Source organism: Orrella marina (assembly GCF_003058465.1).
Lineage (GTDB): Bacteria > Pseudomonadota > Gammaproteobacteria > Burkholderiales > Burkholderiaceae_B > Algicoccus > Algicoccus marinus.
In genome coordinates, this window is sequence record NZ_CP028901.1 from 2,833,449 (window position 1) to 2,846,623 (window position 13,175).

A 13,175-nucleotide genomic window follows, 5' to 3' on the forward strand; every position below is an offset into this window, starting at 1 on the left:
TAGGCGCAGCCATGAAAAAAGCCCTGGTTCAATCACTTTCCTGTGCGATGCTCGCCGCGCCTGCGAGCATCGCCGTCGCCGGCCCCTCAGGCAGCGAAGAAAACTGGATGCGTTCGGCATGGAACACAGCTGTCGACCATGTCAGCACCACGTGGCGCGACGGGGATATCGAGCTGTACGTCCCGCTTTACACTTGGCACCTGCCGTTTGCCTACAGACAGGAGCTACTCGACTCATACACCGAGTACCCAGGTGGCATCGGCCTTGGAAAAGGGCGCTACAACCAGAACGGCAACTGGGAAGGCATGTATGCGATGGGATTTCGTGACTCCCACGGGGACCCTTCATTCATGCTCGGGTATGGATGGGTACCCACCTGGGAGCTCGGACAGTCCCAGGTCAAAGTCGGGGTTGGCCTGACAGGGTTCCTGATGTCGCGCAGTGATTATTTTGGGGGCATACCATTTCCTGGTGTACTCCCTGTCGCATCGGTCAGCTACAAGAACCTGGCCCTGCAGGCAGCCTACGTGCCGGGCGGCCAGAACAACGGCAACGTATTCTTCATCTGGGGCAAATGGACCTTCAACTGAGGTCTCTCAGACAAGACCTCGCTGGCAGACCTAAATTGATTGACTCCCTTGACACGCCACGCAACATATCACTGCACCGGATCAAGCCGTATCAGTTGGCCATCGGCCTGATCAGTGAGGATGTACAGTAATCCATCCGGTCCTTGCCGCACATCACGCACGCGCTGTTTCAGATCGGGCAACTCGACACTGGCCGGAACCAGGCTGTCCCCTTGGACTTGCAGGCGATGAAGGTTCCTGAATTTCAGCGAACCAACAATCAGATTTCCTTTCCAGTCCGCCCCGTAGCGATCACTGGTAATCTCGGCCATGCCGGAAGGCGCGATCGACGGGGTCCACTGCAAAACCGGCTGCTCCATACCTGGCGCCTGGGTGATGCCCTGACCGATCCGGCCACCACCATAGTTCTCACCATAAGTGATGACAGGCCAGCCGTAGTTCAGCCCAGGTCTGATCCGGTTAACCTCGTCACCTCCCTGGGGACCATGCTCATGTATCCAGACCGTTCCATCATCTGCCATCACGCCGCCCTGGATGTTGCGATGACCATAACTCCAGATCTCGGGCGCATGAGACTGGCCATCAAACATCGGATTATTCAGGGGCACTGATCCGTCCGGGAAGACCCTCACAACCTTACCGATATGATTCTCCAGATTCTGCGCCTGCTGCATCTGGCCATACCGGTCGCCGAGCCCCAGCAAGAGCGACCCATCCTCTAACTGGATGATCCTGCAACCGAAGTGCAAGGTGCTGGCAATCTTGGGCATTTGACGAAACAGCACCTGGACATCTTCAAGCTGTGTGCGGTCATCAGACAGACGCGCCTTGGCCAGTGCGGTCGAATTAGCCCTGGAGGTCGGGTTCTCCGGATCGGGTTCCGAATAGCAAAAGTAGAGTTGCCGATTCGCGCCATACTCGCGATCAGTCACCAGATCGAGTAATCCTCCCTGCCCGCCCACACTGATTGCGGGCAAACCCGCCAGAGCTGCACCTACCCCACCTTCTGCCGAGACGACACGCAGACGTCCAGGTCGTTCAGTGACCAGCATGTTTCCGTTCTCGATAAAGGCCAGGGCCCAGGGGTTCTCAAGACCCTCTGCCACCACCGTCGGCGCGAGCCTGGCCTGGGAACTTGCTACACCCGCCGTGCCAGACATCACAATGAACAGCGCACAGCGTACGATGTTGGTAACGGAAAAGGTTCTGGTCGCGCAACTCTTCATCGGACTCTCCCAAATACGCCGGCGTGCAGGGTTACAAGCGATGAGACCTCCGCCATGCCGATCAGTTCCGCTGCCCCCCTTCTGGAGACCAGTCGCCCGGCATCTTGACCAACTGTGAGCGCAAGCCCATGACTTCAGCCATGGGGTGATTCGCGGGTCATTTACGGGATTTCAGCCCTACCATTCGGGCTCGTGGGTGCCGCATGGCACACACACCTGATTGAACCTCGCGGGCGTCGCGGCCATCTGTTCGGCTGGTGCTACAGCCGCCACCTCTCCAAACGGGGTCTGCATGGTCTGAAGCCAGGGACGCACCTCATCGAGCGTCAACTCGGGTTCCAGAAGACCATTTTCTCGTTCACCCAACTGACGCAGCCAACGAGCAGTCTGTGCCAGTGAAACCCTGACCAGCCAGCTGCCGCCTTCTGTTGCACGCCTGCGCAGGGCAACCATGGCACCCATGGCAGCCAGATACCCGGAGGCATAATCCAGGGCCTGGCAAGGCAGCTTACCAGGGCCACTCAATCCGGCAGCCATCCCTTCAGCATGAGCGATCCCGGTCGCACTCTGGACCAGACTGTCATAGCCGCGACGCATGGCCCAGGGTCCAGTGTGCCCATAAGCAGAAAGCGTGACATAAATGATCCCGGGCCTCACCCTTGCCAGCGCCTCAGGACCCATCCCTTTCTGCGTAAGCCCGCCAGGGCGAAAGGCCTGGATGAACACGTCACCTTGCCGCACCAGCTCAAGTAACTGGTCCCGCTCCTGAGTCTGACGCAAGTCCAGAAAGGCTTGACGTTTGCCACGCCCAGTGTCGATCAGAAGTGCTTGCACCTGCGGCAGATGCGGCGCCGAGATCGCCAGTACGTTCGCACCGTGCTGTGCAAGGGTCCTACCAGCAACCGGAGCAGCAATGACACGAGAAAGATCCAGTACCCGCACGCCAGACAATGGCTGGGTGGGATCTACCCCCCTTCCAACCGGTTCGGCCGGTGCATCACCTATTCGCTGAATCTCGAACAATGGCAGACCGGACAGCGCACCCGACTGTGGATGACGCTGCCACTGATCGGTAGTACGAACCGCTGACCCGACCAGACCAGCTTCTGCCAACTGAGACTCAAGCTGCTCAGCCTGCCATCTCTGCAAGGCTGCACTGACTGCCTCACGCGACGGCTCACACCCCAGAATGCGCAGTACGCCCTCACGGTGATGGGGAAACGCTGTGTGAAGTTGTACCCACTGTCGGTTGGCAGTCTGATAAAAGCCATGAAGATCATCGTGGGACTCACCGTTCGCTATCCCATCAACATGCAGGTAACGTTCCGACCTGAAACACGCCAGTGCGTGACGCTGGTCCACTTCAACCGTCTGCATTTGTCCTGTCCGGTCTCCCCAGATCTGCGCAGCCATGAGCGCCTGTGCTGAAATGGTTGCACTGGCGACTGGTCCAACATGAAACAGCGACGGCAGACTGTGATCCGCCCGCAACGCCAGCTGACTCAAAATACCTTGGGGCTGCCCGGTCATCTCCCAAAGGGAGTTCAGCACATGTTGGGGTGTCGGTTCAGACATGTTTAGCTCTTCTTGTTCAGGACTCGTGTACCGCGTCATGCCACAAAACAGTGCAAGACTCGCCTCACCCTCATCTTATCTCAGTGTCGACCTGTTTCCTGCACCGGCACATCTCGCGCCAACCCGTTGGCCCGATCCAGCCCTTTCGAAGAAACCAGGTCGAATATCTTCTGCGCCTTTGACAACATCCACGCCGCCAGCGAAGATGAAAGAAACACTCAGATCCACGCCAGACCAATGGTTCTCTCAATCGCCAGTTACCTTATACGAGACTCATGAGCGCGCTAATGTCCGATTCCACACCCGTTTCAAGCTTCTACTGTCCGACCCAGATACACATGGGTCAGGGCTCAGTTCGTATCCTGCCCGAACTGTTGCACAACCTAAAGGTCCAGTCCATCCTGATCGTGATTGACCAGGCTGTTCACGACAGTCCATATGGGCAGGCAGTTCTCGCGATACTGGATCGTGAGAAGTTTCAGTATCAGACATTTACCGAGATCAAACCAGATCCGGGTGACGATGTAGTAATGAAAGGCTTTTCCTGTCTCCCGCAAGAGCAAAACCGTGCGATCGTGGCCATTGGTGGCGGTAGTAGCATGGATGTCGCCAAAGCCATCGGGATTCTCGCCACCAACGGTGGAAGAATCCATGATTACGAAGGCATCGACAAGTTTACGACGTCACCTCTGCCGTTATTTGCCTTGCCCACAACGGCAGGAACCGGATCCGAGGTTTCCGGATCATGCGTGATCACAGACACGGCATCTGGCAGAAAGATGTCAATCCGGCATGCAAGACTCAATCCGGCCCGGCACGCGATCCTGGACCCCGATGCGTTACAGACGCTACCGGCTCACGTTGCAGCACACGCCGGTGTGGACGCCTTCGTGCACGCACTGGAGTCACTCACCTCTCGTCAGGCCAACCTGATCACGGATGCCATCAACCTGCAGGCCATCACACTTCTGGCGACAAGCTTGCCAGCCTTTGTGAGTGACCGGCGCAACGCCGATGCGGCACTCAAGTGTCTGGTGGGATCTGCCTTGGCCGGCACGGTGTTTGGTCAAACAGGGCTGGGCAATGTTCACTGCATGGCCCGCTTTGTGGGCGCCCGGTATCATGTCTCGCATGGCCTCTCGAACGCCTTGTGTCTGCCTGTCGTAGCGCGTTTCAACGCACTGGCTGTGCCGCAGAAATATGCAGACGTCGCCCGCGCCATGGGCGTGAGCGCATCGGACACACCGCAAAACGATGCCGTCAAGGCTGCACTGCAAGCAATCGAGAATCTGTGCGCGGCGGTCGACATTCCGCAAGGACTGCGCGACGTCGGCGCCAATCCAGAGGACTTTCCAGAGATGGCGGCCGACTGCCTCAAAGCGGGCTATAACAAGTGGAATCCGCGGCAAACCAGCGAGCAGGAGTTTCTGGAGTTGTTCAAGGCAGCGTATTGAGCCAGCCTGACAAGTCAACAGAACAGCGGGCCAAGTAGCCGGATTTGTGGCGGTCAGGGCAACGTAGCGTCTCTGGCCATTAATACCGGGTAAGGGCCATCCTCGAGCACGTAGTGCGCCAGTACTTGTGCCCTGACCTGCCGACGATTCACCTTGCCCTGTGGGTTTCGAGGCAGCGAGTCCAGCGTCACGCACAGACGAGGACGCTTGTGACGCGACAGACCCTGAACTCGCTCAGCAATGACTTCTTGCCAGTCGGATTGCGGCATTTCAGCGACAGCAACAATGATCTCACCCCAGTAGTCCGAGGGTAGTGACGTCACACTGATCTGCATACCACTGGACCACCCCGTGAGCAGCGCCTCGATTTCATCAGGATTGACTCGATACCCGCCCGTTTTGATCACGTCCGCAACCCTGCCCGTGAGAACCAGACGTCCTTGACTGTCGAGGTGACCAAGATCACCTGTCTGGTGCCACCCATCGGGCTCGTGCGCCTTGAATCCTTGCTCTGTGATCATGCCATGCGACATCTGACGGGCGCGCAACCAGATCTCTCCGTCTCGCTCCTCCTGCTCCTGCCCAGGCTCGGGCGGCGCCGATTCAATCCGGATTTCGACACCCGGTGAAGGGTAACCGACGCAGGCACCTGGTGGCATCGTTTCTGCACCATAGTAGGCTTCGGTCTGCTCAGGCGTCAGCACAGTGATCGGATTGACACACTCGGACTTTCCGTAGGTGATCCGCACCACAGGACCGAACATTTCCCTGGCTCGCTTGTAGACCAGTTGGGTCAGCGGCTGTGTACCTGTGAAGACACACTTGATATGCCTGAACTGCTGCCCCTCGAACAAGGTCGTGATTTTTGCAAGGACGGTCGGTGGTGCAAAAATTGCACGAACCGAGGGGTCTGCAAGCTCCCTGACCAGATCCTGCTCACGCACACCATCTAGCAGTACCACATGTGCACCATGATCGCACCAGGCATAAGTCAGCAGTGAAGAGCCATGAACGAAAGGCGTCATCAGAATGATGCGCTCACCAGGATGAGGCACAAACGGCAGGGTCGCCTTGAGCAGTTGTTCGCCACCCCAGCGTCTGGCGTGGCTGTACAGCACACCCTTAGGCTTGCCAGTCGTACCGGAGGTAAACAGAATCCTGCCGGGTTTGCTGTCATCGACAGCAGCTAGCTGCGTGTCATTGGTGGCAGTCGCAAGCGAATCCACACAGATCGGGTCAAGTCCGGCCTGACGCAGCTCAGCCTCACGCTCAGAAAGTGTCAGAACCGTCCTGAAGCCGGAGAGTTGTGCACACCAGGCGATCTCCTCGACAGTGCTGGACCAGCCAACAGGCACTTCGGCTGCACCGGTCATGCGCACACCATACGACACCCATACGGCAGTTACGCTGTTGGGCAGCAAGGTGGCAACGGGCAGACCGGGTTGAACACCCAGACTGTCGAGCAAAAAGTGAGCAATGCTGTGAGCTTGTCGGGATAAATCGGAATATGTCAGCGTATGACCCAGTGCATCGCTGACAGCGACAAACTGGTCATACTGGTCCGCCAATGTCCTGAGACTGGCGGACCATCCGATCTGACTTACGCCGGTCCCATCAGGAAGTTGGGAAGCCATGTTGAAACGATTGGAACGTAAGTCACAAGAATAAGAAGAACGACCATCATCAGGAAGAATGGCACGGTACCTCTGAGAACCTGCGTTAACGGAATGTTGGAGATGTTGCTGATTACGAAGAGGTTGAGCCCGACCGGTGGTGACATCAAGGCAAGCTCCATGTTGATCACCAGCATCACACCGAAGTGAATCGGATCAATGCCTAGCGGATCTAGCAACGGCAGCACGATCGGTACCATGATAAGCAGGATCGAGAAGACTTCCAGGAACATACCCAGGAAGATCAGGATGATGTTCACAAACAGCAGGAACTGCCAAGGCTTGATTTCCCATGCCTCCATCAATTCGAGTGTCTTCTGGGCAATGCCCGTTTCCGTAATCAGGTGACCGAATGCCAGTGCCATCGCGATGATGATCATGATGGCGGCAGCACTGCGCACGGAATAGGTCAGGGCCTTGAAGAAATCTCTGATCGGAATACCGCGGTAGATGAACAGCGCCAGAATCATGGCAACCACAGCCGACAGCGCGGCCGTTTCGGTCAGCGTAACCACGCCACCATAAAGACCACCGAGCACAATCACCGGCACTGACAGCGCCGGCAAGGCCGAGATGGTCTTCTTGACTTTGACGTCCATCGGCACGGGCTCACGCTGTGCGTATCCGTTCTTCTTGGCAAAGTAATACACGTAGCTACACATCATCGTCGCACTCAGCAATCCCGGGATCACACCGCCCAGGAACAGCCGTGGAATAGACGCATCGGCCAGCACGCCATACACAACGAAAGCCAGTGACGGCGGAATCAGGATGCCCAGCGTGCCTGCAGAGGCAAGAATACCGCCCGCGAATGAAGGTTTGTATCCCGCTCGCAGCATGGCTGGAATCAGAATAGTACCCATCGCGATCGCGGTCGCGACAGACGATCCGCACATAGCCGCAAAAATGGCACATGTCACCACCGAGACAATACCGAGACCGCCCGGCAATCGGCCAAGCCATGCGGTTACCGACTCGATAATCGCCTTTGCAACGCCACCACGTTCCATAAACGTAGCGGCAATCACGAAATAGGGAACTGCGAGCAAGGTAGGCGAGTTCAGCTCATCGATGATTTTTTGTGCAAGCGGGGTCAGACTACCCTCGATTGCAAATACAACACCGGAAGTGATACCCATCGTCAGGAAGATGGGTACCCCCAGCACCAGTAACAGCACAAATACTGGAGCGATCATTGTCAGCATGTCAGGCTCCCCCGCCGATCAGCTTGCGTTTGAGTCGAAGGATGTAGGCGATTCCCATCACCACACCGCCAGCCGGCAATGCCGCAAAGTATATCCAGAGTGGGGTGCGCAACATCGTCGTCGACACATCACCAAACTCATACGCCTGATAGGCCACCTCGAAACCGTAATAAACGATCACGACCGAAAAGATCAGACCCAGAATATCCGCCAGCCACGCAACGAATGTCTTCATTGCAGGGGAAAACATATTCACAAAAAAGTCTGACTTCACATGGCGATCCGTCAGGGTCAACGTTCCCAGCGAGAGAAACACCGCCCAGATGACGAAGTACACCTGGAATTCTTCCACAAAATCCAGAATGTGCTGCGGGAAGAAGTGACGGGCTAACACGTTGTACGAACAAAGTACCAGTGCCAGAAATGCCAGTCCTCCCACCACGAAGGTTTCAAATGGGTTTGATGCAGGAATGGCGTGCGATTCCGCCTCCAGATCCTCCTGCGCCTTCTTGCGCAAGGCCTCATGGACCCTGCTCGTTTCTTGCTCTTTCATCGGAGCGGTGTTCTCGTTTTGCATAAGTCTCTTAGAAAGAAACGCCCGCGGCCTTCAGGGCTTCAAGGGTTGTTTTAGCCACTTCCTTGTCAATCTTCATGCTGTCGATGAGCTGATCCTGAATGGTCATGAGCTCACGACGGGCATTGGCAATCTGCTCAGGTGTGGGCACGATGACAGTCAGACCAGCTTTGACCATCGTATCCTTGGCATGATCCTGTGCCTTGAAAGCCTGCGCGCGCTGCCATGTTGCAGCAACATCCCATGCATCAAGAATGGCGGCCTTGATATCCTCAGGCTGCTTTCTCCAGAATGAGTCCGAGAACATCGGCACATACTGGTTGAACATGTTCTGGTCTTCAAAGGCATACTGCATTCCAGAATCCATCAGCTTGGAGGAAGATGCGCTTTCAAACGTGGTCAGCAGACCGTCCATCACACCCTGGCTCATCGCGAGGGGAACGTCTGGCCATGGCACCAGAATGCCGATGCCACCGAGCTTGTCGATACGGGCAGCGTTACCGGTACCGCTGGGGTAACGGATCTTCTTGCCCTTGTAGGTCTGGTAATCAATCGGCTGGCTCACACCAAACGTGTTCTGCATGCCCAGCGCCATCCACTTGCCGGGGATCTTGACGCGCATACGCTCTTCGAACTTGCGGTTCAGAAAGGTGCCCAGATCACCGTCCATGACGTTGTAAACCGTATCCGCTGGTACGCCATAGAACATTGGCAAAGTCACAAGCGCTGCATTGGGTTCGGACGCATCAAGCTGCCAGATTCCGGGCACGCCCATTTCCAGTGCACCCTGGCGCAAGGCACGGGGTACGTCACGATCACGGAACAACTGTCCACTTGGATAGACCTCGATTGCGAAGTGGTCGCCCGTGCGCTTCTTGAGCTCTTCGACAAACAAGTCCACGCCTTTATTACGGACATGAACCGGGTTGGTGTCCAGCGCAATACGCAGCTTCTCTTGTGCGGAAGCCGGTGTTGCGACAAAAACTGCTGCCAGGGCAGCGAAGGTCGTGCCTATAAACTTTCTACGTAAAGTACTCATGGTGTCTCCTCTTTATGGAACCGTTCGCCGCTCATTCTTGCAGCCTCGGCGGTGAATCTAACGAAATGTAATCTGGGTGTAAAGCAAGTTCAGTCATCCATAGGTCATTTTGTGGGTAAACCCCGATGAATCAAGGCTTTCCGGACGATTCGTTCTCAGAAATACGCAGAGATCTAAGCCTCGAAAAGGGCTTTCAGATCGCCCTGTGTCTCAAGATTGGCCAGCCGTTCATACAAGGTTTCGTCGTCACACTTTGTGACGGCACCTAGCGCACGTCCACTGGCCAGACAGTCGAGAAACTTGCTGCGCATACCCGCTTCATCCATCGGGTTCTCGGCATTACCGAGAGGGAACCGGATGTCTCCCGAATCGAGCGTGCGGCCATCGTGAAGGTGCATCACGACACGATCAGTGTATGAGAACGTCGGCTCAAGCGGACACGGCTTGTTGTTGATCTCGGTTCTGACCTTCTCGAACTGCGCCTGGACCTCGGGTTCGAGCACAAACGCGTCAGTCAGCTGCCTTAGGCCCACTTCACGTGCGACCAGGGCACTGGCCATTGCGAACTCGATACTGAACTTCGCTTCCAGTCCAGTCCGGGGAGTGTGGTTGCGTAGCATCGAAGCCTGGGCCGGGCCGATGGTGACGGTGACCGATTTGACATCCGACGGTTTGAGATCGTGCTCTTGAACCAGCTTGACTGCTCCATCAATACTTCGGTGGCAGGAATAGCAAACTGGATAGCGTTTGATCGACAAGCCCGTCTCAAGGATACGCGGACGACCTCCCAGACGAGAAGGTGACGAATCCCGGTCCACGTCGCCAGCAGGAGACAGCGCAGCCAGATAACCCGCCTTGTGCTCAAACGCGTCAGGCGCTGCGGTCAAGCCGAGCATGGCCAGTTGAACGGCTTCAATCGCATTGGACGCCGCCCTGCCCGCGTGCAGTGGCTTGGTCATAGTCCCAAAGTTTGCAACCAGACCGCTCGCCATGCTGGCGGCGATCGCCAATGAGGTAGACGTCTGATCAACATCCAGCCGGTTCAGACTGGCCACCGCTGCCGCAGCAGCAACTGTTCCGAGCACGCCCGTCGGATGCCACCCTTTCAGGTGATACTTGCCCGGATCACGGAATACCAGCTCAGACCAGACTTCATAACCCACGACGTAGGCAACCAAGGCTTCATGGCCCGTTCGTCCCAGACGGTGCGACTCCGCAAGAATGGCTGGCACCAGCACCGTGCTCGGGTGGCCTGCCATGGCAACATCGTCGTAATCAAGCGCGTGGCCAGCTGTAGCATTGATACAGGCAGCAACCATCGAGGGCTTGAGCAGCCCTGCGAGTGGCACAGGTGCATCCTGCGACTCGTTGCGGTTCTCCAGGTGCTTGAGTACGATCTTGACGACAGGCTCGTCACATCCGGCAAACATCGTGCCTACCGTGTCGACAAAGCCCAGCTTTGCAATGCGGAATGCTTCAGACTGGGCATCACCAAACGTCGGACTGGCAACATACTGCGCGAGCGCGCGGGTCAACTGACTCATTGTTTTGTCTCCTCACCTGCCGTATTCGCTTTAGAACGAACGTGGCATCCCCAGAATGTGCTCACCGATGTAGGACAGCACCAGATTGGTCGAGATCGGGGCGATCTGGAACAGTCGGGTCTCACGCCATTTACGCTCGACATCGTACTCACGGGCGTAACCAAACCCGCCATGATTCTGCAGACAGGCTTCAGCAGCATGCCAGCAGGCCTCGGAAGCCAGCAGCTTGCCCATATTGGCATCGTCGCCGCACGGCAATCCAGCGTCAAACTTGGCGGCAGCACGCCGCAACACCATGTCGGCTGCCTGCGCTTCGGCGTAAGCACGCGCAACTGGGAACTGAACCGCCTGATTCTGCCCGATCGGGCGATCAAACACGCGCCGCTCGCTCACATAATCAACGGACTTCTTCGTGAACCAGCGCGCATCACCAATGGCCTCTGCTGAAACCAGGATCCGTTCTGCATTCATGCCGTCCAGAATGTACCGGAAGCCTTTGCCCTCCTCTCCTATCAAGCTGTCAGCCGGAATCCGCAGGTTGTCAAAAAAGACTTCAGTGGTGTTGTGATTGACCATCGCCTTGAGCGGGCGGATCTCAAGCCCCTTGCCCAGCGCCTCACGAATATCTACCAGGAATACCGACAACCCTTCACTTTTCTTTTTGACGTCTTCAAGTGACGTTGTGCGAGCCAGCAACAGCATCAGGTCAGAATGCAGCGCACGCGACGTCCAGACTTTCTGGCCATTGATGACGTAATGATCACCTTCGCGCACAGCCCGCGTCTTGAGCTTGGTGGTGTCGGTACCAGTGGTCGGCTCCGTGACACCGAAAGCCTGCAAACGCAACCTGCCTGCCGCAATCTCCGGGAGGTACTTGCGTTTCTGCTCCTCACTGCCATGGCGCAACACGGTGCCCATGGTGTACATCTGGGCATGACAAGCGCCTGCGCTGCAGCCACTGGCGTGGATCTCTTCCAGAATCACCATGGCCGCACGCAACGGCATACCGCTGCCGCCGTACTGTTCCGGAATGAGGGCTCCCAGATAACCGGCTTGCGTCAACGCATTGACGAACTCGGTCGGATACGCTTCGCGCTCTTCCAGTTCACGCCAGTAGCTCCCCGGAAAATCCGCACATACTCTGCGCACACTCTCGCGGATCTCCGCGTAATCTTCCCCACACACCACACTCAGTTCTGCTGCCCCGTCCAATCCTGCTCTCCCGCCTGTTCTAAAAACACTGCCTGTTGTAAGCCCGATGCTCAGGCTGCCTTGCGCTGTGCAGCCGGCACGTAATTGGTTGGCAGACCTGCCTTGGCCAACGCGCCCTGCATGGCAATATCCGGCAGACTGCGCTCGATGATCTTGCGCACTTCCAGCAATCTCTGCAGGTCGACTCCTGTGTCGTAGCCCATGGAATCAAGCATGAAACACAAATCATCCATGACGATGTTGCCGGTCGCACCCGGCGCAAAGGGACAGCCTCCAAGTCCTGCAAGCGAGGCATCGAAGTGCGTCACACCGCAGTCGAGTGCTGCACTGACGTTTGCCAGACCGGTGCCACGCGTATCGTGGAAATGGGCCGCCACAGGAACATTACCCACTTCTTTCATCACGGCGCGAAATGCCGCCCGCACCTGCAACGGGTCTGCATATCCGACCGTGTCGGCTACCACCAGCTCATCGGCGCCGGCCTCAACCAACTCAACTGCCCTGCGCACGATGGCATCTACGGCAATCTTGCCTTCATACGAGCAACCCAGTGCTGTCGACAGTCCCCCTGAAATCAGGGGACGCCTGTCTTGCGGCTGCTGCTGAATCAGTTCAACAATCGCCTTGAAATCCGCCACGGACTCCTCTGGCGTGCGACGCACGTTCTTGAGGTTGTGAGTGTGGCTGACCGACATCACGAAGTTGAGCTTGTGCACACCGAGGTCAATACCACGCTGCGCACCACGAAGATTCGGGATCAGTGCACTCACGGTCAGCCCGGGTACCTTCAGGGCACCTGCCGTGACCTCAGCCGCATCCGCAAACTGCGGTATCAGCTTGGGGGGGACATAGGATGTGACCTCGATCTCGCCCACGCCCGCTGCGGCTTCGGCGGCAATCCACTCGAGTTTGTCTTCGGTAGGCATGAATGTCGGGTGAATCTGGAGACCATCTCTCAGACCAACCTCTCGAACAGTAATTTTTTCTCGCATTGCTTTCTCCTGCCCGGTTTGCCGGGGTCTGCCGCCCCATAGCGTCCGGTACTGATCTTGACGGGGTGGCTGGGCCTTTCCAACCACCCGG

At 57.0% G+C, this 13,175-nt stretch carries 11 protein-coding genes; 2 read left to right on the forward strand and 9 right to left on the reverse strand.

The features are described from left to right. Positions 1-11 precede the first annotated feature (11 nt). Positions 12-590 (forward strand): lipid IV(A) palmitoyltransferase PagP, encoded by a 579-nt coding sequence (pagP, locus tag DBV39_RS12835; protein ID WP_108621862.1) that lies wholly within the window; start codon positions 12-14, stop codon positions 588-590. Between the two features lie 68 nt (positions 591-658). Here the strand turns inward: pagP and DBV39_RS12840 are convergent, their stop codons facing one another. Together DBV39_RS12840 and DBV39_RS12845 are read right to left on the reverse strand one after the other, a co-directional pair. Then, positions 659-1,816 carry a PQQ-dependent sugar dehydrogenase gene (locus DBV39_RS12840; RefSeq protein ID WP_407669200.1) on the reverse strand — a complete coding sequence of 386 codons (1,158 nt, stop codon included), beginning with the start codon at positions 1,814-1,816 and terminating at the stop codon, positions 659-661. Positions 1,817-1,993: 177 nt separating this feature from the next. Next, positions 1,994-3,391 (reverse strand): CoA transferase, encoded by a 1,398-nt coding sequence (locus DBV39_RS12845; RefSeq protein ID WP_108621863.1) that lies wholly within the window; start codon positions 3,389-3,391, stop codon positions 1,994-1,996. A gap of 287 nt (positions 3,392-3,678) precedes the next feature. Between DBV39_RS12845 and DBV39_RS12850 the strand changes: the two genes are divergently transcribed. Further along, a complete protein-coding gene (locus DBV39_RS12850; protein WP_227870621.1) occupies positions 3,679-4,845 on the forward strand; it encodes an iron-containing alcohol dehydrogenase in 1,167 nt (388 codons plus the stop codon). A 53-nt stretch (positions 4,846-4,898) separates the two neighbouring features. Here DBV39_RS12850 and DBV39_RS12855 read toward each other — a convergent pair whose 3' ends face one another. The 7 genes from DBV39_RS12855 to DBV39_RS12885 form a co-directional block, all read right to left on the reverse strand. After that, complete coding sequence (locus DBV39_RS12855; protein WP_108621864.1) at positions 4,899-6,479, reverse strand: class I adenylate-forming enzyme family protein; 1,581 nt, start codon at positions 6,477-6,479, stop codon at positions 4,899-4,901. After that, a complete protein-coding gene (locus tag DBV39_RS12860) occupies positions 6,446-7,723 on the reverse strand; it encodes a TRAP transporter large permease (RefSeq protein WP_108621865.1) in 1,278 nt (425 codons plus the stop codon). Before DBV39_RS12860 ends, DBV39_RS12855 begins: the two co-directional genes overlap by 34 nt. Position 7,724: 1 nt before the next feature. Continuing rightward, entirely contained in the window at positions 7,725-8,276 is a 552-nt protein-coding gene (locus DBV39_RS12865) for a TRAP transporter small permease (RefSeq protein ID WP_159078944.1), read from the reverse strand. A gap of 31 nt (positions 8,277-8,307) precedes the next feature. Beyond that, positions 8,308-9,336 (reverse strand): TRAP transporter substrate-binding protein DctP, encoded by a 1,029-nt coding sequence (dctP, locus tag DBV39_RS12870; protein ID WP_108621867.1) that lies wholly within the window; start codon positions 9,334-9,336, stop codon positions 8,308-8,310. Positions 9,337-9,509: 173 nt separating this feature from the next. Beyond that, positions 9,510-10,880, reverse strand: coding sequence for an MmgE/PrpD family protein (locus DBV39_RS12875; protein WP_108621868.1), 1,371 nt, complete (start codon positions 10,878-10,880; stop codon positions 9,510-9,512). 30 nt (positions 10,881-10,910) lie between these two features. Further along, complete coding sequence (locus tag DBV39_RS12880) at positions 10,911-12,092, reverse strand: acyl-CoA dehydrogenase family protein (protein ID WP_108621869.1); 1,182 nt, start codon at positions 12,090-12,092, stop codon at positions 10,911-10,913. Positions 12,093-12,142: 50 nt separating this feature from the next. Next, positions 12,143-13,084 (reverse strand): hydroxymethylglutaryl-CoA lyase, encoded by a 942-nt coding sequence (locus DBV39_RS12885; RefSeq protein ID WP_108621870.1) that lies wholly within the window; start codon positions 13,082-13,084, stop codon positions 12,143-12,145. Positions 13,085-13,175: the final 91 nt, after the last annotated feature.

What these genes read in the sequence shown, in the direction of transcription:
- DBV39_RS12845 (WP_108621863.1), bottom strand. Translation starts at nt 3,391, where the DNA reads ATGTCTGAACCGACACCCCAACATGTGCTGAACTCCCTTTGGGAGATG.
- DBV39_RS12860 (WP_108621865.1), bottom strand. Translation starts at nt 7,723, where the DNA reads ATGCTGACAATGATCGCTCCAGTATTTGTGCTGTTACTGGTGCTGGGG.
- DBV39_RS12885 (WP_108621870.1), bottom strand. Translation starts at nt 13,084, where the DNA reads ATGCGAGAAAAAATTACTGTTCGAGAGGTTGGTCTGAGAGATGGTCTC.
- pagP (WP_108621862.1), top strand. Translation starts at nt 12, where the DNA reads ATGAAAAAAGCCCTGGTTCAATCACTTTCCTGTGCGATGCTCGCCGCG.
- DBV39_RS12850 (WP_227870621.1), top strand. Translation starts at nt 3,679, where the DNA reads ATGTCCGATTCCACACCCGTTTCAAGCTTCTACTGTCCGACCCAGATA.
- DBV39_RS12855 (WP_108621864.1), bottom strand. Translation starts at nt 6,479, where the DNA reads ATGGCTTCCCAACTTCCTGATGGGACCGGCGTAAGTCAGATCGGATGG.
- DBV39_RS12875 (WP_108621868.1), bottom strand. Translation starts at nt 10,880, where the DNA reads ATGAGTCAGTTGACCCGCGCGCTCGCGCAGTATGTTGCCAGTCCGACG.
- DBV39_RS12865 (WP_159078944.1), bottom strand. Translation starts at nt 8,276, where the DNA reads ATGAAAGAGCAAGAAACGAGCAGGGTCCATGAGGCCTTGCGCAAGAAG.
- DBV39_RS12840 (WP_407669200.1), bottom strand. Translation starts at nt 1,816, where the DNA reads ATGAAGAGTTGCGCGACCAGAACCTTTTCCGTTACCAACATCGTACGC.
- dctP (WP_108621867.1), bottom strand. Translation starts at nt 9,336, where the DNA reads ATGAGTACTTTACGTAGAAAGTTTATAGGCACGACCTTCGCTGCCCTG.